The organism is Mycolicibacter sinensis (assembly GCF_001667375.1).
GTDB lineage: Bacteria > Actinomycetota > Actinomycetes > Mycobacteriales > Mycobacteriaceae > Mycobacterium > Mycobacterium sinense_A.
The window spans coordinates 12,702-34,263 of the sequence record NZ_LZIN01000039.1; the positions used below are offsets into that span (position 1 = coordinate 12,702).

Annotated in this window: 14 protein-coding genes and 1 pseudogene; 3 read left to right on the plus strand and 12 right to left on the minus strand. The window is 67.7% G+C overall.

The features are described 5' to 3' along the window. Position 1 precedes the first annotated feature (1 nt). Together A5771_RS08800 and A5771_RS08805 are read right to left on the minus strand one after the other, a co-directional pair. On the minus strand, positions 2 to 751 hold the full coding sequence (locus tag A5771_RS08800; RefSeq protein WP_064854838.1) for a hypothetical protein: 750 nt from the start codon (positions 749 to 751) through the stop codon (positions 2 to 4). Next, positions 748 to 1,494, minus strand: a complete 747-nt coding sequence (locus A5771_RS08805; protein WP_064854839.1) for a hypothetical protein — start codon at positions 1,492 to 1,494, stop codon at positions 748 to 750. Before A5771_RS08805 ends, A5771_RS08800 begins: the two co-directional genes overlap by 4 nt. 219 nt (positions 1,495 to 1,713) lie before the next feature. Between A5771_RS08805 and A5771_RS08810 the strand changes: the two genes are divergently transcribed. Then, on the plus strand, positions 1,714 to 2,322 hold the full coding sequence (locus A5771_RS08810; protein ID WP_064854840.1) for a TetR/AcrR family transcriptional regulator: 609 nt from the start codon (positions 1,714 to 1,716) through the stop codon (positions 2,320 to 2,322). An 84-nt stretch (positions 2,323 to 2,406) separates the two neighbouring features. Here A5771_RS08810 and arsB read toward each other — a convergent pair. Both arsB and A5771_RS08825 read right to left on the minus strand, forming a co-directional pair. After that, a pseudogene (gene arsB / locus A5771_RS08820) lies at positions 2,407 to 3,908 on the minus strand (ACR3 family arsenite efflux transporter). 31 nt (positions 3,909 to 3,939) lie between these two features. Further along, complete coding sequence (locus A5771_RS08825) at positions 3,940 to 4,422, minus strand: ArsI/CadI family heavy metal resistance metalloenzyme (RefSeq protein WP_064854881.1); 483 nt, start codon at positions 4,420 to 4,422, stop codon at positions 3,940 to 3,942. Between the two features lie 104 nt (positions 4,423 to 4,526). Here A5771_RS08825 and A5771_RS08830 point away from each other — a divergent pair, with 104 nt between their 5' ends. After that, positions 4,527 to 4,886 carry an Rv2640c family ArsR-like transcriptional regulator gene (locus A5771_RS08830; protein ID WP_064854843.1) on the plus strand — a complete coding sequence of 120 codons (360 nt, stop codon included), beginning with the start codon at positions 4,527 to 4,529 and terminating at the stop codon, positions 4,884 to 4,886. A gap of 69 nt (positions 4,887 to 4,955) precedes the next feature. On the opposite strand, the gene A5771_RS08835 is transcribed toward A5771_RS08830, so the two are convergent. The 6 genes from A5771_RS08835 to A5771_RS08860 all read right to left on the minus strand — a co-directional run bounded on the left by A5771_RS08835 (position 4,956) and on the right by A5771_RS08860 (position 18,435). Further along, a complete protein-coding gene (locus A5771_RS08835; protein ID WP_064854844.1) occupies positions 4,956 to 6,494 on the minus strand; it encodes an MFS transporter in 1,539 nt (512 codons plus the stop codon). Positions 6,495 to 6,741: 247 nt separating this feature from the next. Further along, the gene (locus A5771_RS08840; RefSeq protein ID WP_064854845.1) at positions 6,742 to 7,995 is read right to left on the minus strand and encodes a PE-PPE domain-containing protein; all 1,254 of its coding nucleotides are present in this window, start codon (positions 7,993 to 7,995) and stop codon (positions 6,742 to 6,744) included. A gap of 253 nt (positions 7,996 to 8,248) precedes the next feature. Further along, the gene (locus tag A5771_RS08845; protein WP_064854846.1) at positions 8,249 to 9,823 is read right to left on the minus strand and encodes an acyl-CoA carboxylase subunit beta; all 1,575 of its coding nucleotides are present in this window, start codon (positions 9,821 to 9,823) and stop codon (positions 8,249 to 8,251) included. Beyond that, positions 9,820 to 15,159, minus strand: coding sequence for a polyketide synthase Pks13 (pks13, locus tag A5771_RS08850; RefSeq protein WP_064854847.1), 5,340 nt, complete (start codon positions 15,157 to 15,159; stop codon positions 9,820 to 9,822). The genes A5771_RS08845 and pks13 overlap by 4 nt, the downstream gene beginning before the upstream one ends. A gap of 5 nt (positions 15,160 to 15,164) precedes the next feature. Then, positions 15,165 to 17,078 (minus strand): long-chain-fatty-acid--AMP ligase FadD32, encoded by a 1,914-nt coding sequence (gene fadD32, locus A5771_RS08855; protein ID WP_064854848.1) that lies wholly within the window; start codon positions 17,076 to 17,078, stop codon positions 15,165 to 15,167. 292 nt (positions 17,079 to 17,370) lie between these two features. Continuing rightward, on the minus strand, positions 17,371 to 18,435 hold the full coding sequence (locus A5771_RS08860) for a cutinase family protein (RefSeq protein ID WP_207545414.1): 1,065 nt from the start codon (positions 18,433 to 18,435) through the stop codon (positions 17,371 to 17,373). A gap of 137 nt (positions 18,436 to 18,572) precedes the next feature. On the opposite strand from A5771_RS08860, the gene A5771_RS08865 reads away from it, so the two are divergent. After that, entirely contained in the window at positions 18,573 to 19,427 is an 855-nt protein-coding gene (locus A5771_RS08865) for a hypothetical protein (protein WP_064854850.1), read from the plus strand. A 79-nt stretch (positions 19,428 to 19,506) separates the two neighbouring features. Here the strand turns inward: A5771_RS08865 and A5771_RS08870 are convergent, their stop codons facing one another. Both A5771_RS08870 and A5771_RS08875 read right to left on the minus strand, forming a co-directional pair. Continuing rightward, positions 19,507 to 20,400 carry an esterase family protein gene (locus A5771_RS08870; protein WP_064854851.1) on the minus strand — a complete coding sequence of 298 codons (894 nt, stop codon included), beginning with the start codon at positions 20,398 to 20,400 and terminating at the stop codon, positions 19,507 to 19,509. Between the two features lie 169 nt (positions 20,401 to 20,569). After that, a complete protein-coding gene (locus tag A5771_RS08875) occupies positions 20,570 to 21,547 on the minus strand; it encodes an esterase family protein (protein ID WP_082947142.1) in 978 nt (325 codons plus the stop codon). Positions 21,548 to 21,562: the final 15 nt, after the last annotated feature.

Consider the following 21,562-nt stretch of genomic DNA (forward strand, 5'->3'; position numbering starts at 1 on the left):
TTCAGTCCAGGCCTGGCGAGTCGACCGGCTCGCGGATAGTGGCCGCCCGCAGCACGAAGACCAGCGCACCCAGCCACACCGAGAACACCACGACCGCCCACCAGAGGCTGAGCACACCATTCCAGGCGAGCGGCCCGGAGTAGAACAGGAAGAACTGGGTGGCGATCACCTCGGTGATGACCTGCCAAACGGTCACGTAGCCAAACCATTTCGGGAAAACGCCGTTCTTGTCGTACAGCACGGCGATGGCCAGCACGATGTAGGCGGTGGTGAAGCATCCCAGCGACCCGTTGTAGGACAGGTTGCCCAGGTCGTAGAGCCAGCCGATGAGCTCCGGATCACGGTCGGGCCGAAATGTCGCGGTCAGGTAGCAGACGCCGACCAGCAGGAACCCCGGCAGGGCGCCGACGCTCATGCCGCCGATGTAGCCGTAGGCGAACACCGACCCCACCGACATCCGTTTCATGTGGTACAGGACCAGGCCGTTGGTGAGGGGGGCACCGCCCAGCAGGATCAGCAGCAGCACGAACCCGATCTGGATGGTCAGGTGGTGTTCGGTGAAGAACGCGACCTTCCCGGCGGTGGTGACGTCCGGCCGCGGCGGCGGCGTCACCCGCGTCAGCACGCAGATGATGACGCCGAAGACGGTGTACCAGACCGGGAAGAACCAGGTCAGAAAGCGCACATCGGGTTTGCCGGCCGGGACGCCGTCTGTCGTGGTGACGTACCGGTCGGGGGTCAGCAGGTTCACCCGGCCACCACTCCCTCGGCCACCGCCTGGCGCAGCACCGCACGACGCAGCACGAAGAACATCACCACGACGAACGCCGCGAACGCCCCGTTGCGCAACCAGAACGACAGCAGCCCATCCCAGGCCAGCGGGCCGGTCTGCCAGACCGCCGCGCCTGCCGCCGGGGTGATCGCCACACCGGTGGCCAGCGAGTAGGGCCCGACCCAGCGCGGGAAGACCGGGTCGGGTCCGTCGTCGAAATGAACCGCGGCGGCCAGCAGCAGGAACTGTGCCAGCACCATCCCGATGGGTGCGATGAACACGATCCAGGCCAGGTCGTTGAGCAACATGGTCAGTTCCGGGTTGCGGTCCGGGCGAAACGCCGCGACCAGGAAGAAGACGTTCGACAGCGCGAAGATGGTGGTACCGCTGACGATCGCGGTCAGATAGCAGTAGGCGAAGATGTGGCTCTGGGTTTTCATGCGTTTCATCTGGACCACGATCACCATGAAGAACGGCAGCAGCATGATCCCGCACAGGTTGAAGGTGATCTGACTGAACCGAATCCAGTCGGTGTGCTCGGCGTAGTAGCGAGCGACTTGTTCGGCGGTCAGGGTGGGCGACATCGGGGGCCAGAAACCGGGGAACGCCAGCAGCGCGACCACCAGCACAGCACCGACCGCCGGCCCGGTCCACAAACTGACCCACTGGGCTTTGACGTTGCCCGCACTCGGCAGGTCTTGAACTTCCTGGAGAATCTGCACCGAACCCCTCCGAGATGACTCGAGTCAACTGGCTGACGGCCGCTGACGGCCGCCGATCTGCCACCAAGGCACTGCTGAGAGCCCTGCTATGGCAGTGATTACGCCACTCGTACCGTAGCGGCCCCGATCACCGATGCCAAGCATTTTTTTGATTACAGTCAGTTTTGCGATGGTTTAGACTCGACCAGACCAGTGCGCCGAACCCGGAGAAAGCCCGCCGTGCCCAACCCCAAGCCCGACAGTCGCAGCCGCAAAGGTCTGCAGACCCGCGAACGGCTGCTGGGAGCGGCCCTCGCCGAGTTCAAGCGCGCCGGCATGGCCGCCGCCGACATCGGCGCCGTCGTCACGGCGGCGGGCGTGGCCCACGGCACGTTCTTCTTCCACTTCCCCACCAAAGAACACGTCCTGCTGGAGCTGGAGCGTCGCGAGGAAGAACGGATGGCCGCCGAGCTGGCGCGCTTCTTCGCCCGCGAGCATGATGTGCGGGCCACTTTGGCGCAGATCGTGCAGGTGCTGGAGAAGCTAGAGCGTCGCCTGGGCGGTCATTTGTTCAAAGAGCTTCTGGTACTGCACTTCTCGCCGACCCGACCGCCGTCGGAGGTGTGGCCTACGCACCCGGTGATCGTGGCGGTCATCGAGGAACTGGAGCGGGCCCGCCACCGCGGCGAGATCCCGGCCGAGGTCGACGTCATGCACAACGGCATCTCGTTTCTGGTCGGGCTGTACGCCTTGCTCATCACGATCCCCGAGGCCAAGGAGGTCCGGGCCCCGGTGATCGAGGAATACCTGACCACCTACCTCTATGGCATGCGGGTGATCAGACCCTGATCCGGGGGCCGCATTGGCGCGCCGCCAATTTATCTGTGCTGCATTTCATTCGATCCGGGACTAAGGCACCAGTGGTGCGCAACCTCAGTGCTGATCGCGGGCCTCGGGTGGCAGGAGTTCGTCCATTAAGGCATGGACGTGCTCGCGAACGTTGTCGCGGATCCTGCGAACAACTTCGAGGGGTTGGCCGGCGGGGTCGTCGAGCTTCCAGTCGCGGTATGTCACGCCCGGGTGGTAGGGACAAGTGTCGCCACAGCCCATGGTGACCACGACATCGCTGGTTTGGACGGTGCCGGCGGTAAGGATGCTGGGCGCGTTGGTGGTGATGTCGATGCCGAGTTCGGCCATGGCGGTGATGGCGACCGGGTTGATCTGGTCGGCGGGTTCGGTCCCGGCCGAACGGACTTCGATGCGGTCACCGGCCAGGTGTTCCAAGAGGGCGGCGGCCATTTGGGAGCGGCCGGCGTTGTGCACGCAGACGAACAGCACACTGGGTTTCGTAGGCATCACGTTGCCGCGGTGTCGGGTTGGGTGAAGCTGGACCGCAGCGCCAAGGAGGCGTAGACCAGGCCGACGAGGACGGGCACCTCGATCAGGGGGCCGACCACCCCGGCGAGGGCCTGGCCGCTGGTGGCGCCCCAGGTGGCGATCGCCACGGCGATGGCCAGTTCGAAGTTGTTGCCGGCTGCGGTGAACGCCAGGGTGGTGGTACGTGCGTACCCCAAGCCCAGTGCCGCGCCGAGGAGGTAGCCGCCGCCCCACATGATCGCGAAGTAGGCCAGCAACGGGACGGCGATACGAACGACGTCGAGGGGCTGGTGGGTGATCTGATCGCCTTGCAACGCAAAGAGGATCACGATGGTGAACAGCAGACCATAGAGCGCCCACGGCCCGATGCGCGGCAGGAACCGGGCCTCATACCAGTCTCGGCCTTTCGTGCGTTCGCCGATCCGCCGCGATAGGTACCCGGCCGCCAGCGGGATGCCCAGGAAGATCACTACCGATTTCGCGATCTGCCACGGGGACACCTCGATGCTGGCTTGCGGCAACCCGAGCCAACCGGGCAACACCGCCAGGTAGAACCAGCCGAGTGCGGCGAACATGACGACCTGGAAGATCGAGTTCAGCGCGACCAGCAAGGCGGCGGCTTCGCGGTCCCCGCAAGCCAGGTCGTTCCAGATGATGACCATGGCGATGCAGCGCGCCAACCCGACCACGATCAGGCCGGTGCGGTATTCGGGCAGATCGGCCAGCAGCAGCCAGGCCAGCGCGAACATCACCGCCGGGCCCAGCAGCCAGTTGAGCACCAGGGAACTGACCAGCAGTCGTCGATCGGAGGTGACGGCGTCGAGGCGGTCGTAGCGGACCTTGGCCAGCACCGGATACATCATGATCAGCAGGCCGGCCGCGATCGGCAGGGAGATCCCGTCGAGCTGCACGGCGCTGAGCGCGTCGCCGAGGCCAGGGATGATGCGGCCCAAGGTCAGGCCGGCGGCCATGGCCAGTCCGATCCAGAGCGGCAGCAGCCTGTCCAGGGTGGAAAGCCGTGCCGCCGCCGGGTGGATCGCTGTTGCGCTGGTAGTCATCCATCACCGCCTGTGGGGTTCGGTCGTGGGGTCAGCAGCACGAGGCCGGGGCGGCCGCGGACTCGTCGGGTGCGTTGGCGGTGCTGCCGCAGCACACCTGGTGACCGTCAACGTCATTATCGGGGTGCTGCGGGCTGGCGCCGAAGGTCTCGGTGTCGGCGAGTTTGGTGTAGACCTCCCAGCGCTCGTTACCGGGGCCGGTCACCCAGACCTTGTCCTGGGTGGCGAAGCAACAGGTGGCGCCGATCTCCTCCTCGGTGAACATCCCCGCTTCACTCAACCGGGCAATCTCGGCGTGCACAACCTCGCTGGAGGCCACCTCCACACCCAGGTGGTTGAGGGTGCCGCCCTGGCCCTGGTTTTCCAACAGCACCAGCTTCAGCGGCGGGTCGGCGATCGCGAAGTTGGCGTAGCCGGGCTTGACCTTGGCCGGCTCGGCATTGAACAGCGTCGAGTAGAACGCAATCGCGGCGTCGAGGTCATCGACGTTGAGGGCGAGCTGAATCCGGGCCATGACAAACACCTCCGGCTTGTGAGACATATATCGAACTAATGGACGCGCTCCAGCATGCTCCACCTTTTCGGCATATGTCAACAGGGTGTGGCAGGATGGGGGCCATGCCCAAAGCGTTGCCGGCGATCGACATGTCCGCGCCGGTGTGTTGTGCTCCGGTGGCCTCGGGGCCAATGAACGATGCCGATGCGCTGGGGATTGCGTTGCGGCTCAAGGCATTAGCTGATCCGGCGCGAGTCAAGATCGTGTCGCATCTGTTCAGCTCGACCGCCGGTGAGGAGAGTTCCGGTGACCTGGCCGCGGTGCTGGATCTGAGCGACTCCACGGTCAGCCACCACCTGACCCAGCTGCGCAAGGCCGGCCTGGTGGTATCCGATCGGCGCGGGATGAACGTGTTCCACCGGGTCCGCCCGGAGGCCCTGCAGGCACTGTGCACCGCACTTGACCCGAACTGCTGCACCTGAAAGCCAGACCTTACGCCCCTGACACGGTCGGCCGGCTGCTGAGCCAATACACCGAGGGTGAGACCCTGATCAGACCCTGATCCGGGGGCCGCTCACACCGGCGAGTTGCGGGACGCCGCGATAGCCGGCGGGCGTGCGCTGCTGCGGCCGCAGGTACTTGTCGACGGCCCACTCCGCCTCGAACGCCGCGTTGCGAGTCGCCCCGGCCGGCGGGCCGGCGGTCAGCGCCGCCAGCTCGCACTCGAGCTCGCCCTGCACACCGGGAACACCGGTACCGCGCAGGGAGTAACCGACCGTCTCCGGCAGGAACCGCAGGGCCACCAGACCGATCAGCGCGGCGAACACCAGGTAGGCGGCCGGAAACAACTGCCACCCGGTGCGCTCGATGACGGTGTCGGCCACCACGGGCGCGGTGCCGCCGAACACCGCCACCGCCGCATTGTCGGCGATCGCGAAGCCGGCGTAACGCACCTGGGTGGGAAACAGCGCCGGGAACGTCGCCGACACCGTGGCCAACGGCGCCGCGAACAGCACGCTGAGCACCGTGAAACCCACTAGCGCCCAGCCGAAGCCTTGGCCCATCAGCCAGTACATCGGCAACGCCAGCGCGGCGAATCCCAGCAGCGAGACCCGCCACAGCGGCTTGCGGCCGATCCGGTCCGACCAGGCGCCGGCGAACGGGATGCAGGCCATCATCGCCAGCTCCCCGATCAGCACCACCGTCGTCCGGCTGCGCTCGTCGAGCCCGGCCGTGGCGTGCAAATAGGTCGGCTGGTAGGTCACCAGGGTGTAGTCGATGATGTTGAGCACCACGAACAATGCGAAGGTTACCGCGATCGGCCGGGTGTAGTTGGTGAGCAGGTCCACCAGGCGGTCCCACGCCGAACCGGTGATCTCCTCGCAGGCAACGCATTCGGTGAACACCGGCGTCTCTTCCATCCGGCTGCGCAACGCCAGGCCCACCACGCCCAGCGGCAGGGCCAACAGGAACGGGATCCGCCACCCCCAGGCCGCCATCTGCTCGTGGGTGAGCATCGCCTCCAGTGCGAGTACGACGGCGCTGCCGAGCACGAACCCGGCTACCGCGCCGAACTCCAGGAAGCTGCCGTAGGTTCCACGTTTGGCGTCGGGTGCGCTTTCAGCCATAAATGTTGCGGCACCGCCGTATTCGCCGCCAGTGGAGAACCCCTGAACCACCCGTAGCGCGATCAGCAGGGCGGGCGCCCACCAGCCGGCCGTCGCGTAGGTGGGCAGCACACCCATCAAAGTGGTAGCCACCGCGATCAGCGCGATGGTGGCGACCAACACCGACTTGCGTCCGAACCGATCGCCGATCGGGCCCCAGACCATGCCGCCCAGCGGCCGCAGCACGAACGACACTGCAAAGCCGAGCATGGTGCCGACGTTGCCGAGGGTGCCCGGGAAGAACGCCCCGGTGAGGTAGGTCGCCACGACGGCGTAGACGCCGTAGTCATACCACTCGGTGGCATTGCCGACCGCGGAGGCGATAATTGCCCTGCGCAGCACGCGGTTACGTTCATCGGCGGTGCTGCGCTGCGTTATGCCGGCCCGCGCCGGCGGCAACGCCGCCGGCAATAGCAGGCTCATCGCACCTCGCCGCTAAGACGCACGCCGTCCCCCTCATCACACCACCGGAGACCCCGGGAGGCGATCCGCGCAGCCGGGAATCACGTTCCGGCCCCGGCGTTTTGGGTGCCTCGGCGGTCGGCCCTGCATGGGATCGCCTGGAGGAAACGATAACTGCTTTGGGACGAAAGTGACTGGCGTTGCCGAAGCGTTACGCAACACTTACTCGCCCGAGACCCGGTGCTCGGCACACCGGGCGCGCAATGCCCTACGACGGCATCGCGAACAGGCCACCCACCAGCGAGGACCACATCATGTTCGTCAACCCGGCGAGCAGGTCCGACACCGACGTGTCGTCCGAGCCCCCGACGCCCGCAGCGAACCCCGCGTCCAACAGGCCCGCCAGCGCGGGATTGTCGACCAGGGCCGGGATAGCGAAGAGGTCGTAGGTCGCCGGGTCCATCACGTCGGCGACGAAGGCGTCCCAGCCGGTCTGCGCGGCCTTGGCAAGCGCGTCGGAGACCTCGGCCCAGTCCATATCCGGCCCGTCCACCGACACCGGCGTCGGCACATCGGGCGGTCCGTCATTCCAGCCGTGATCGATGTTGCCGTAGCCCAGATTCACCAGGATCCGCATGGTCGGCTCCATCAGGTCATACAGCGGCTGTCCGACCACCGGCACGAACAGCAGCGGCCACAGTAGCGGCAGGTACTCGCTGGTGATCATGTAGGAGTTGATCAGGCTGTCCGGACTGGACTCCAGCAGCGTCGCCTCGGCAAGCTGTTCGGGGGTCAGGCCCAGGTACGCGATGTGCTGGGTGGCCAGGCCCATCAGGGCGTTCATGCTGGACAGCAGATTCATCGGGTAGCGCGGGAAGTCGGCGTAGCCGTCGTACTCCAAGGTGTAGATGTCGGTGGGGTACAAGTCATTCGGCGTCGGGTGGCCTAACGTGACCCCGCCGTGCTCCAGCGAGTCGAAGATGCCCGGCATATTGGCGAAGCCCACCAGCATGCCGCCGTTGGGGTACGCCGAGTCGCCGATCAGCACGAAGTGCACGGCCGAACTGGGCACCCCAGCCTCATTGAGCTGTTGCATCGCCAGCGTCGTCAGGGCGGCGCTTTGGGAGTAGCCGAAGACCGTCACCGGATGCTCGGCGTCGGCCTGGCCACCGTCGAGGAGGCTCTGGACCCGGTCGACCAGGATCCTTGCCCCCTCGGCCAGCGAGCTGTTCAGGTTGTAGGGCGACGCGGGGGTGGTCAGCACCTCGAGTTCGCCGGCGAAGCCGCGCGGCTGCAGAAACAGCGCCTCCACGGTGTCGGCGTACTGCTGGCTCGGCGTCGGGATCATGCTGGGCCCCATGATCAGCGCGACGTTCGACCCCGAAAGGCTGCCCCCGTCGGTGGCCGTCAGCGCAACGCCGTCGTGCGCGAGAGCCGACGACGGCGGCGCTCCCGGCGGCATTCCACTCAGGCCGACCGCCAGTGCGACGACTCCTAAGGCAGCTCGCGGAGCATCAAACATCCAGAACTCCCCGTTGAGGTCGCGCGTCCGCGCGTGAGCGGGCCGCCGTCGAACTGGATGATGTCAATCACACTCTGTTATGTCAAATTAAGCTTGCCAGGGTCGCGGGCCTGCGGTGATGAACACTCTTCCACCTCAGCCGACCACGGTTCTGAGCATTAACTTAATGCGGGTACGGCCGACGAGCGTGCGTAAATCCGGTCCACTGCCCGGTGTGTCGGGCGGGTACACGCACGCTCGCGGGGAAAGAACCCTAGATCGGCAGCAGCCCGTGCTTGCGCTGTACCTTGGGGAAGTTCTGCTTGTCGCGCAGCAGCCGCAGCGACTTACGCAGCAGCAGCCGGGTCTCGTGCGGCTGGATCACCGCATCGATGTAACCGCGCTCGGCCGCGGTCCACGGAATCGCCATGTTCTCGTTGTAGCCGGCGATGAAGTCCGCCTTGATCTTCTGCACCTCGGGCGCGGTCGGATCCGGGAAGCGCTTCACCAGCAGCTGGGCGGCGCCGTCGGCACCGATCACCGCGATGCGGGCCGTCGGCCAGGCGAAGTTGAGGTCGGCGGAGAGCTGCTTGGAGCCCATCACCGCATACCCGCCGCCGTAGGCCTTGCGGATGATGAAGGTCACCTTGGGCACGTCGGCCTCGACGATCGCGTTGAAGAACCGGCCGCCGCGCTTGATGATCCCGTTCTTCTCCTCCGAGACCCCGGGCATGGCGCCGGGGGTGTCGACGACGAACACCAGCGGCAGGTTGAACGAGTCGCAGAATCGGATGAAGCTGGCGGCCTTGTCAGAGGCCTCGGTGTCGACCGCCCCGGACATGAACATCGGCTGATTGGCGATTACCCCGACCGGATGCCCGTCGACCCGGGCGAACGCGGTGATCATCGCCCGGCCGCGCTGTTCGGAGATCTCGAAGACGTCGCCGTCGTCGAACATCCGCAGCAGGATCTCGTGCATGTCGTAGGCGGTGTTGTCCGAGTCCGGCACGATCGCGTCCAGCTCCAGGTCGTGCGGGGTGATCTCCGGCTCCAGGCCCGGGTTGACCACCGGCGGGTCGTCGAAGTGGTTGGCCGGCAGGAACGACAGGTAGTCGCGCACGTATTGGAAGGCCTCGGCCTCGTCGGCGACCACCTTGTGGATGTTGCCGCGCTGCGCCTGCGCGTCGGCGCCGCCGAGCTCGTCGAACGACACGTCCTCACCGGTGACGTCCTTGATCACGTCGGGTCCGGTGATGAACATGTAGCCCTGGTCGCGCACCGCTACTAGAAGGTCGGTCTGGATCGGTGAATACACCGCTCCCCCCGCGCATTTGCCCAAAATGATGGAGATCTCGGGCACCAGGCCGCGCAACATCTCATGGCGCCGGCCCAACTCGGCGTACCAGGCCAGCGAGGTGACCGCGTCCTGGATGCGGGCCCCGGCGGAGTCGTTGATGCCGATGATCGGGCAGCCCACCATGGCCACCCACTCCATCAGCTTGGCCACCTTGCGGCCGAACATCTCCCCGACCGAGCCCTGAAACACCGTCTGGTCGTGGCTGAACACCCCGACCGGCCGGCCGTTGATCCGGCCGTGCCCGGTCACCACACCGTCGCCGTAGAGGGCATCCGGGTCGCCGGGGGTCTTGCACAACGCACCGATCTCCAGGAAGCTACCCGGATCCAGCAGCGCATGGATGCGCTCGCGGGCGCTGGGAATGCCCTTCTTCGCCCGCTTGGCGACGGCCTTCTCACCGCCGGGTTCCTTTGCCAGCTCGAGCTTTTCGCGCAGTTCGGCCAGCAGCTCGGCGGTGGTCTTGGACTTCGGAAGCGGGAGCTCGGTGGTCACTGCTCTCCTTCGATGCGGTTGAGCGCCTCGCTCATGTGGGCGCCCACTTTGGCAATGTACGGCTCATCGATGGCCTGGATGTGCTCGCCCCCGATCGGCACGATCTCCAGATCGGAGATGTATTCGCCCCAGCCGCCGTCGGGCTTGCGGGTCGCGTACGCGGGCTCGAACACGATCGCGTCGTCGTGGTAGCGGTCGGCCATGTACAACGTGACGTGTCCGTCATACGGCTGGATCTCGATGGTGTCCAGGGCGCGGTTGTCCAGGTACGAGGTGCGCTGGTGCTCGATGATCCCGCCCGGGATCTGCACACCACTCTGCGCGACGACGTCCAGCACGAACTTCACCTGGCCCTCGTCGTCGAGCTTCTCCAGCTCCTCGTAGGGGATTTCGGGCACCTCGACGTTGAAGGTGCGCTCGGCGAACCGGGCGTAGCGGTCCCAGCGCGCGCGCATCCCCTCCTTGCTCTGGTCGATCGGCTCGCCGGGCAGCACCAGGTCGATCAGGCCGACGTAGCGCACGTCGGCGCCGGCGCGGGTCAGCCCGATCGCGCAGGCATACGCCAGCGCCCCGCCCAGCGACCAGCCGGCCAGCGCGAACGGGCCGTCGTGCAGCTCCAGCAGCTTGGGCACGTACTCGGCGGCGCGCTCCTCGATGGAGCCCTCCACCCGCTCGATGCCGTACACCGGGATGTCGGCGGGCAGCCGCTTCATCAGCGGTTCGTAGACCACGGTCGAGCCGCCCGCCGGGTGGAATACGAACAGCGGCACGGCTTTCGAGCCTTCTTTGGGTGCTCGCAGGGTGCGGACGAAGCCGTCCACCACCCCCTCTTCGAGCTGGTCGCGGACGACGGTGGCCAGGCCCTCGATGGTGGTGGCCGACATGACGTCGTCGACGGTGATGATGCCCTCGGCCCGCTCGGACAGCCGCGCGGCCATCTGCTCGGCCGCGGCGTGCTCGAGTGCGGGCAGCTCGTTGAAGATGCCGCCCGGTGACTTGCCGGTGATGATCGCCCAGGTCGCGAAGGTGACCCGCTCGGCGGCGTCGCGCGGCGGCACGTCCGCACCCAGCGCCTCGGTCACCGCCTCCTGGGTCAGCACCTTGGCGGCCGCGGCGGCAGCCGTCGCCTTGGCCACACCGGTCTGGTTGGCACCCGGCCCCGACGGGTCGGTCGGCGGCGGCGGGACCGGGATGTCCGACGGTGCCATGTCCGGGGGGGCAGGCGCGTTGGTCTCCGGCTCGGCCTGCGGGTCCGGTGCCGGCGCGGTCACGCTGGAGACCGTGGCACCGGAGATGAGCGCGGCCTGCTCGGCGGCGATCTCCTCGGGCGTCAGGGTCTTCTGGTGTTCATGCAGCGCCTGGACCTCGTCGCGGTGCTCGACCGCGTACTTGATCATCTCCGCGACGTTGTAGAGATTGGCGTCGCGGACCGCGGTCAGCTGAATCGGCGGCATGTCGAAGTCGTATTCGACCCGGTTCTTGATCCGCACGGCCATCAGCGAATCCAGGCCCAGTTCGATCAGCGGGACCTCCCAGGGCAGGTCCTCGGGCTCGTAACCCATTGCGCCGCCGACGATCGCGCCGAGCCGGTCGGCAATGGTCTCGCCGGAATCCGGCGACCATTTGGCGAAGCCGGCCGCCAGTCCCGCTCCCGCGGTCAGATTGTCGTGCAAAATCGCTGCGTCGTCGACCTCCGGCTCGGCCGGCGCCGCAACGGGTTCCGTCGTCACCGCGGTGCCCGCACCGACCGCCATCGGCAGCGCCCCGGCGCCCTCACCGCCGCGCGACACCAGGGCGTCGTAGACCAGCGTGAACGACTCGCCGATGCGGGAGTGCACCTGCACGGCCGCCCCGCCCGGGTGCCGGGTCAGCGTCGTCACCAACCGAGAACCCTCGGCCGGCACCGCGCGCTGCTCGAAGGCCGCCAGCGTGGCATCCGGAAGCACCGCTGCCGCAGCCGATTTCACCAGAGCCGCCAGGTCGATATCCGATCCGCGTGCGGCGTATTCAAAGACGTGCCGGCCGTCCGGGGTGGAGATGTGCGAGCCGGGCATGACACCGGTGGCGTCGCCGGAGAAGTGCGCGTCGAGCCAGTACGGCTTGCGCTTGAACCGGGTCGGCGGAATGTTCGCGAACTCTTCGGGGCCCACCGGGCCTTGCGCGTGCCGCGGGAACAACGTGCGGATGTCCAGGTCGTGGCCGTGGACGTAGAGCTGGGCCATCGCCATCGTCATCGAGTCGACTTCGTCGGCCTTGCGGGCCAGCGTGGCGATCAGCTGAGCGTCGGGCAATCCGGCGTCGGCGGTGGTCAGCCCCACCTGCATCAGCGCCACCGGGTTGGGCGCCAGCTCCAGGAAGGTGGTGTAGCCGTTGTCGACCGCGTTGCGCACCCCGTGGGTGAAGTACACCGAGTGGCGCAGACCCTTCTTCCAGTAGTCGACGTCGTGGATCGGCTCGACGCCCGGGCGGATGTAGCTGCCCTCGTGCACGGTGGAGAAGTAGCCGCAGGCCAGCGGCATCGGCTCGATGCCCTGCAGATCCGCGGTGAATTCGCCCAGCAGCGGGTCCATCTGGGCGGTGTGGCTGGCGCCCTTGGTCTGGAACTTGCGGGCGAAGCGGCCCTCGGCCTCGGCGCGGGCGATGATCGCGTCGACCTGTTCGGGCGGCCCGCCGATCACGGTCTGGGTCGGTGCGGCGTAGACGCAGACCTCGAGGTCGGGATAGGGGTTGGGGCAGGCAGACAACAGAGTTTTGATCTCCTCGGCGGAGTACTCGACCAGCGCCATCAGCCTGATGTACTCGCCGAACAGCATCGCCTCGCCCTCGCCCATCAACCGGGCGCGCGGCACGATGATGCGGACGGTGTCGCGCAGCGACAGGCCCCCGGCGAAGTACGCCGCTCCCGGCTCACCCAGCGACTGACCGATCATCGCCGCCGGCCTGGCGCCGTGCGCGCGGAGCAGTTCGCCGAGCGCGATCTGGATCGCGAAGATCACCAGCTGGACCGCTTCGATCGGGTACTCGACGGTGTCGCCGGTGTAGTCCACCGCGTCGTCGAGGATCATCTCCAGAATCGAGACACCGCGTTCGTCTTGGATCAGCGCGTCGACGCGTCCAATCCACTCGGCGAAGATCGGGTCCCGCAGATACAGCTCTTTGCCCATCTTGCGGTGCTGCGCACCGAATCCGGCCAGCACCCACACCGGCCCGTTGGTCACCGGGCCGTCGGCGGAGTAGACGGTGGGTTTGGATTTGCCCTCGGCGACCGCGCGCAGACCGGCGATGGCCTCGTCATGATCGTGGGCCAGCACCACCGCACGGGAACGTCCGTGGTTGCGCCGCGACAACGCCCGGCCGATCGACTCCAGCGGAGTGGCCCGGCCCTCCTCGCTGTCGATCCAGTCGGCCAGCTCGGCGGCGGCGGCCTTCTTGCGGGAGGTCAAAAAGGCCGAGATCGCCAGCGGGATCAGTGGTTTGGACGGCTCGCGGGCCGCCAGCTCAGCCAGTGCGGCGTCGCGGAGACGCAGCGCCTCCTCGGTCAGGCCGGGCAGCGGGTACTCCTCGTCGTCGGCCGCGGCCGGTTCGTCGTGGATGAACTCGCCGTACTCGTCGAACCGGGGCGCCTCGTGCTCGAGCACCGGATCCTCAGCGGCAACAGGCTCTTCGGGCTCCGCGGGAGCTTCCTTTTCCACCACGTCGCGCGGCAGCACCTCGCGCACCACCAGGTGGGCGTTCGCGCCGCCGAAGCCGAAGCCGGACACCCCGGCCACCGCGTAGCCGCCGTAGCGCGGCCAGTCGGTGACGGTGTCGGCGACCTTCAGATGGGTGGCGTCGAAGTCGATGTAGGGGTTGGGCCCGGCGTAGTTGATCGACGGCGGGATCTTGTCGTGCTGCAGCGCCAGCACGATCTTGGCCAGGCTCGCCGCTCCGGCTGCCGACTCCAGGTGTCCCACATTGGATTTCACCGCGCCCAGCAGGACGGGCTTGTCGGCGGCGCGGCCGCGGCCGACCACCCGGCCCAGCGCCTCCGCCTCGATCGGGTCGCCCAGGATGGTGCCGGTGCCGTGCGCCTCGATGTAGTCGACGGTGCGCGGGTCGATGCCGGCGTTCTTGTAGGCCTTGCGCAGCACGGCCTCCTGCGCGTCCGGGTTGGGCGCCAACAGCCCATTGGACCGGCCGTCGTGGTTGACCGCGGAGCCGGCGATCACCGCGAGGATCTGGTCGCCGTCGCGGCGGGCGTCGTCGACCCGCTTGAGCACCAGCACCCCGCCGCCTTCGGCGCGCGAATAGCCGTCGGCGTCCGACGAGAACGACTTGATCCGCCCGTCGGCGGCCAGCACGCCACCGACCTCGTCGAAGCCGACCGTGACCAGCGGGGTGACCAGCGCGTTCACGCCGCCGGCCACCGCCACGTCGGCCTCGCGGTTGCGCAGCGCCTGCACGCCCTGGTGCACCGCCACCAGCGACGACGAGCACGCGGTGTCCACCGTCACCGACGGGCCGCGGAAGTCGTAGAAGTAACTCACCCGGTTGGCGATGATCGAGCTGGAGTTACCGGTGATGGCATACGGGTGGGTGATGCTCGGGTCGGACAGCGCCAGGTTCTGGTAGTCGGCGTTGGACGAGCCCATATAGACCCCGACCGCTTCACCGCGCAGCGCCGACGCCGGGATGCGAGCGTGTTCCAATGCCTCCCAAGTCAATTCGAGCGCCATCCGCTGCTGCGGGTCGATGTTCTCGGCTTCCATCTTCGACAGCGCGAAGAACTCGGCATCGAAACCTTTGATGTCGGAGAGGTAGCCGCCGCGGGTGCGGGCCTTGGCGACCCGCTCGGCGATCCGCGGCTCCTCCAGGAACTCGCTCCAGCGGCCCTCGGGCAGGTCGGTGATCGCGTCGAACCCGACCAGCAGCTTCGCCCAGGTCTCCTCGGGGGAGTTCATGTCGCCCGGGAAGCGGGTGGCCAGACCGACCACGGCGATGTCGTCGACATCGGCCGCGCGCGACCAGTCCTCGTCGCCGGAATGATCGACGACCACCGGCTCGCCCTCGATGATCACCGTGGCCAGCGCCTCGATCGTCGGGTGCCGGAACGCCACCGTGGCCGACAGCGTCACGCCGGTGAAGTCCTCGATGTCGGAGGCCATCGCCACCGCATCCCGCGAGGACAGCCCCAGTTCGATCAACGGGGCGGTCTCGTTGATGTTCTCCGGCGACTGCGCGGTGGCATTGGCCACCCAGTTGCGCAGCCAGGCCCGCATGTCGGCGACGGACAGGTCGGTGCGGCTGGTGCCGCGCAGGGTTGCGTCATCGCCGGTCATCTGCGGTGCCTCACTCATCGGGCTCAGGCCTGGTCGGGGAAGGAGTTCGGGGCGGTGGTGCCGCGGCGCAGGCTGCCGTCCAGGTAGGCGGCCCGGCAGGCCCGCCGGCCGATCTTGCCGCTGGAGGTGCGCGGCACCGACCCCGCCGACACCAGCAGCACGTCCCGCACGGTCACCCCGTGGCGCACCGCGATCGCCGCCCGGATGTCGTCGGCGATCGGCTGGTGGTCCAGCTTGTGGGCGCCGGGGGCGCGCTCGGCGACGATCACCAACTGCTCGGAGGTGTCCTCGGCGTCGAACTTCAGCCCGGAGTGCGGGTTGTCGAACGCCTCGGCCGGCAGCTGGTTGGCCGGCACCGAGAACGCCGCGACGTAGCCGGTGCGCACGGCCCGGCTGGCCTCCTGCGCGGAGTACTCCAGGTCCTGCGGATAGTGGTTGCGGCCGTCGATGATCACCAGGTCCTTCACCCGGCCGGTGATGTAGAGGTCGTCCTGGTAGTAGGCGCCGTAGTCGCCGGTGCGCACCCAGAAGCCGTTCTCATCGGCGCCCTCGGCCCGCGACGGGTTGTTTCGGGCCTTCAGCACGTTCTTGAAGGTGTCGATGGTCTCCTGCTCGCGGTTCCAGTAGCCGCTGCCCATGTTGTTGCCCTGCAGCCAGATCTCGCCAATCTGACCGTCGGGCAGCTCGGTGGCGGTGTCGTAGTCGACGATGACGGTCCACTGGTCGACGCTGACCCGGCCGGCCGAGGCCTGGGCGACCGCATTCGGGGCGTCCTGGGGGACCTCGACGAACCGGTTGCCGTTGTTGAGCTCCTCGCGGTCGACGTAGATGATCCGCGGGCCCTCGTCGGGCGGGGTGGTGGAGACGAACAGGGTGGCTTCGGCCAGCCCGTAGGACGGCTTGATCGCCTCTTCCCGGAAGCCGTACGGAGCGAACGCCTCGTTGAACTTGCGCAGCGACGCCGCCGAGACCGGCTCGCTGCCGTTGAGGATCGCCTTGACGTTGCTGAGGTCCAGCGGCGGGTCGCCTTCCTTGGGCAGCCCGCGGGCCGCGGCGTGCTCGAAGGCGAAGTTGGGAGCCGCTGAGTAGACCTCGCCGGTCTCGCCCTCCTTGCGGGCCAGCTCACGGATCCACCGGTGCGGCCGGCGCACGAAGGCCGCCGGACTCATGAAGGTGAACTGCTGACCAAGCACGCTAGACAGCAGGATGGTGACCAGGCCCATGTCGTGGAAGAACGGCAGCCAGCTGACGCCCCGGTCGCCTTCGCGGCCCTTGAGGGAATCCAGCAACTGGACGACGTTGGTGGGCAGGTTCAGTTGGGTGATCTGCACGCCAGTCGGGGTGCGGGTGGAGCCGGAGGTGTACTGCAGGTAGGCGATGGTGTCCCGTTCGTACTCGGGCATCACCCAGGTCGATCCCACCTCGGCGGGCACTGCGTCGACCGCGATGACGCGCGGTCGGGCATTGGCCGGGCGGCTGCGGAAGAACTTGCGCACCCCCTCGGCGGAATCGGCGGTGGTCAGCACCGCCGACGGGGTGCAGTCGTCGAGCACTGCGTGCAGCCGGCCCACATGGCCGGGCTCGCCCGGGTCGAACAGCGGCACCGCGATGCGCCCGGAGTACAGGATCCCGAAGAACGACACCAGGTAGTCCAGGTTCTGCCCGCACAGGATCGCCACCCGGTCGCCGGGCTGGGTGACTTGCTGCAGGCGGGCCGCCACCGCGCGGTTGCGGGCGCCGAACTCCGCCCAGGAGAGCTCGCGGGCGACGCCGTCCCGCTCGGTAGAGAAGTCCAGGAAGCGGTAGGCCACCTTCGGGCCGCGCAGCGCCGCCCAGCGCTCGACGGTTCGCACCAGGTTGGCGTTGTCCGGGAACCGGATCTTGCCGTCCTTGACGAACGGGTTGTGGTATGCGGCCTGTGCTGGTGCCGGGGCCATGCAAAATCTCCTGTCGCGAACGTGCGTTCAGTCAGCTGCCGGGCGCGGCCGGCCACCTGCTGTGACCTGTCTGCGGGACCCGGGACCTTACAGATGCTAGCGGGATTCCGATGCCCCTCGACGCGCGCTATTGGCCCCGCGGCCCTGGGCGCCATGCTCTTAAATTCTTCTTAATGTTAGAGGTCGGTGCGGCTCGTGCCAAATCAAACGGTACCGCGTGTGACGGCTATCTCGGGGTCACGCGGGTCACGCGGCGGTCCCAGCTTCGCCTCTCCTTCGTCGAGCCCCGCTATCACCCGTGTGGCGGATGCGGCGCATTGTCGATGAGGCCGCGCGCCCAGTTCAGCGTCCACTCGGTGGCGGGCTGTCCGTCGGAGCTCCACACGGCGGTGGTGCCGTACAGCGCGTGCACCGGCTGACCGGCGCCACCGGCCAGCGTCTCCAGGGTGGCGGGCAGCCTGCCGATGCTGAACGCCTCTCGCGGAGCGGCGCAGATCAGGTCCCCGCGCGCGCAGATCTCGTAGGTGCGCTGGTCGAGGTCACCGAATCCGCCGTCGCGGGCGCCGGTCATCGTCAGCCCCATCCCGGACAGGATCGGCAGCTCGTGCAGGGTCACCTCGGCGCCCTGACCCGGCGGGGTCGGCGGCACGTCGATACCCACGCCGTCCTGGCGGCGGCCGTCGGCGATCAGCGTCACGCCCAGCACCAGGTCCTCATCGACCGGGCCGCGCCCGTTGCCGATGTCGCTGGCGACGTCACCGGCGATTACCGCACCCTGCGAGAAACCGACGAGCACATAACTGGTCAGCGGGCACTTCTCGTTCATTTCGGTCATCGCCTTGATGGCGTTGCGGGTGCCCTCGGCGCGGCTGTCGTTGTAGCTCATCTGCTTGTCGGCCGACAGCGGATTGTGGAACTGCGCGGTGTAGGGAACGGTGTAGGTCTGCACCCGGGAGGCGTCGAACTGCTCGGCGATGGGCCGGGTGACGGTGAGCAACAGCGCAATGGGGAACTGGGTGGGGTTCAGCGGGTCGTCGGTGGGCGAGGTCTCCCAGGTGCCGGGCACCGAGACCAGTTGTACGTCCGGGCAGCTGGCGTCCTGATAGGCCGGACGCGGCTTCTTCACCCGCGGCGGCACCGAGCCGCTCGTGGGGACGCCCGCGGACGGCGGCTCCGCGATCGGCGGGGAGCTCGGGTGCCGAATCCAGATCACCAACACCACCGCGACCAGCGCCACCGCCAGGGCCATCGCACCGGCGGCCACCCACGCCAGCAGGCGGCGACGGTCGCGCACCGATTTCGACGGGGATTTCCGGGGGGATTTGCGAGGGGATTTCGCGGGCTTCTTGTTGGCCATAGCGCTTCTCACGGTACAGATCGGCTACGGCATGCATGACTCTGCGCCTACCAGGCGATCTACTCGCACTTTCCCCTGGTGAGCGCAGAGTCAATAGGTGAAGTGCGCTCGCCGGCACCCGCTGGCACCATCCCGGCATGGGTCGGTCCGGCAACCAGCCGTTCATCGGTTCCGAGGCGTTGCGCGCCGGCACCGTGACCTGGTACGAGCTGGCCAAGCACTACCGCGCGATCATGCCGGACGTCTACCTGGATCGGCGCGCTGCTCGCACGATGCGGAATCGGACGCTCGCGGCGTGGCTGTGGTCGCGCCGGCGGGCCGTTGTCGCCGGCGCTGCCGCCTCAGCGCTGCACGGGGCGAAGTGGATCGACGACGACACCCCCGTCGAATTGATCTGGCGCAATGCCCGGGCGCCTCAGGGAGTCATAGCCAGGAGTGACCTCCTTTTGGGCGGTGAAACCCAGCGGTGGGGCGCGCTTGAGTTCACCACGCCGGAGCGCACTGCATTCGACCTGGGCCGGCGGGGATCGCTTTGGCATTGCGTGGCCCGCCTCGACGCGCTGGCTTGCGCAACGGGTTTCAAACTCGATGACGTCATGCAGCTGGCGAAGCAACACCCGCACACCAAGGGACTGCGCCAACTCGAAACCGCACTGGATCTTGTCGACTCCGGCTCCGGGTCGCCGAGGGAGACCAAGCTGCGATTGTTACTGATCAAGGCGGGCTTCCCGCGTCCGCAGACCCAGATTCCGGTGCTCCGCCCGAACGGTCGCTGGTTTTTCCTGGACATGGGGTGGGAGGACATCAAGCTGACCCTGGAATACGACGGCGATCAACACCGCACCAGCCGCCCGCAGTTCGTGAAGGACGCCGAGCGCTTGGAGTACATCCTCCGAATGGGATGGACGCACATCAAAGTACTGGCCGAGCACCGCGACGACGACGTCATCTATCGGGTGCGGCAGGCCTGGAACCACCTGACAGCTCATTGACTCTGCGCCTACCAGGCGAGCTACGCGCACTTCTGCCTGGTGAGCGCAGAGTCATGCAGAGTCAGCGGTCAATGCAGAGTTAGCGGATCGCGCCGACGATGTCGCCGGACATCGCGCCCAGCTGCGAAGCCCACGATCCCCAGCCGTTGTCACCGGCGGAGAAGTCGAAATGCCCGTTGTGGCCGTGCACCTGGCGGTACTGCATGTTGAAGAACCGGCCGGAGCCGTGCGCCTGGGCCGGGTCGCCGATCACCGCCGCCGGGTTGGACGCGCCGCCCATCGGGCTGTAGATCCACACCCGGGTGTTGTTCTGCGCCAAAAGGGTGGCGTGCACCGTCGGGTCGTGCCACTTCCAGCGGCCCAGCTGGGGCGCACCCCACATGCCGTACGGGTCGACCCCGCCGAAGTTCTGTAGGCCGGCGCTGATCACACCGCTCTCGGTGGTGTGCGACGGCCCGAGGAAGCCCGACATCGACCCGGCGAAGCCGAACCGGTCGGGGTGGAAGGTGGCCAGCGCCAGTGCGCCGTAGCCGCCCTGGCCCGCGCCGACCACGGCGTGACCGCCCGGCGCCAATCCCCGGTTGGCGGCCAGCCAGTCCGGCAGCTCGGTGGACAGGAAGGTGTCCCACTGCTTGGAGCCGTCCTGCTCCCAGTTGGTGTACATGCTGTAGGCCCCGCCGGCCGGCGCGACCACCGAGACGCCCTTGCCGGCCAACGTGTTCATCGCGTTGCCCGCGGTCACCCAGTTGCTCAGGTCGGGGTGGGCGTCGAAGGCGTCGAGCAGGTAGACCGCGTGCGGTCCCTGGTTGAGGAATGCCACCGGGATGTCGCGGCCCATCGACGGTGACGGCACCATCAGGTTCTCGAACTGTGCGGCATGCGCGCCCGCGCCGACCATCACGCCGCCGCCCCACAGGCCCAGCGCCAGCACGGCCACGGACAGCGTCCGCAGCAACTTCGACAGTCCGCTCATACCCACCTCGCTCGTCGGTACAGATTTCGTGGCGATCATCGCCTGCTGGCTCGCGCGCCGGCGATCCGCCGAAGGTAGTCAACCACACGGCGACGGTGGTCAGGGCCGGAAACCACCGACGGCGGCGACCCCTCCGGGTCGCCGCCGTCGGCGGTGCTTATGTGTAGGACTACTCGGCCGGAGCGCTCTCGGTCGTCGGCGAAGCGCCCAGGTGGCTCTGCAGGTCGGGCTTCATCGCCTGCAACTGCTGGCCCCAGTACTCCCAGGAGTGGGTGCCGTAGGCCGGGAAGTTGAAGACCGCGTTGCTGCCGCCGGCCGCGGTGTAGAGCTCCTGGAACTTCTTGTTCGCGCCGATCATGAAGTTCTGCTCCAGGAAGACCGCCGGGATGTTGTCGCCGCCCAGCTCGTTAGCCTTGCCGTTGCCGCAGAAGACCCACAGCCGGGTGTTGTTGGCGACCAGCTTGTCGACGTTGACGGTCGGGTCGTTGCGCAGCCAGGCCGGGTCGTTGTCGTCGCCCCACATGTCGTTCTTCTTGTAGCCGCCGGCGTCGCCCATCGACAGGCCGATCCAGCCCTTACCGGTGGACGGGTTGAGGTAACCCGACAGCGAGCCGGCGTAGGTGAACTGGTTGGGGTGGTAGATGGCCAGCGTCATCGCCGACGACCCGGCCATCGACAGGCCCACCGCCGCGTTGCGGCTCTGGCTCACGCCGTACTCCGAAGCCAGGTAGGCCGGCAGCTCACTGGTCAGGAAGGTCTCCCACTTGTAGGTGGAGCAGCCCGCCTTGCCACAGGCCGGCTTGTACCAGTCGCTGTAGAAGCTGGACTGGCCACCGACCGGCATGATCACCGAGATGCCCGAGTTCAGGTACCACTCGAACGCCTGGGTGTTGATGTCCCAGCCGTTGAAGTCGTCCTGGGCGCGCATGCCGTCGAGCAGGTACAGGCCCGGCGAACCCTGACCACCGCTCTGGAACTGCACCTTGATGTCACGGCCCATGCTCGCCGAGGGCACCTGCAGGTACTCGACCGGCAGACCCGGCCGGGAGAAGGCGTTCGCCTCCGGGGTGCCGCCGACGACACCGACCAATCCCGCCAGCAGGGCCGCGCCGGCGGCGGCGACCATCAACCTGTCAAGCAGCTTCATTCTGGACATCCTCAT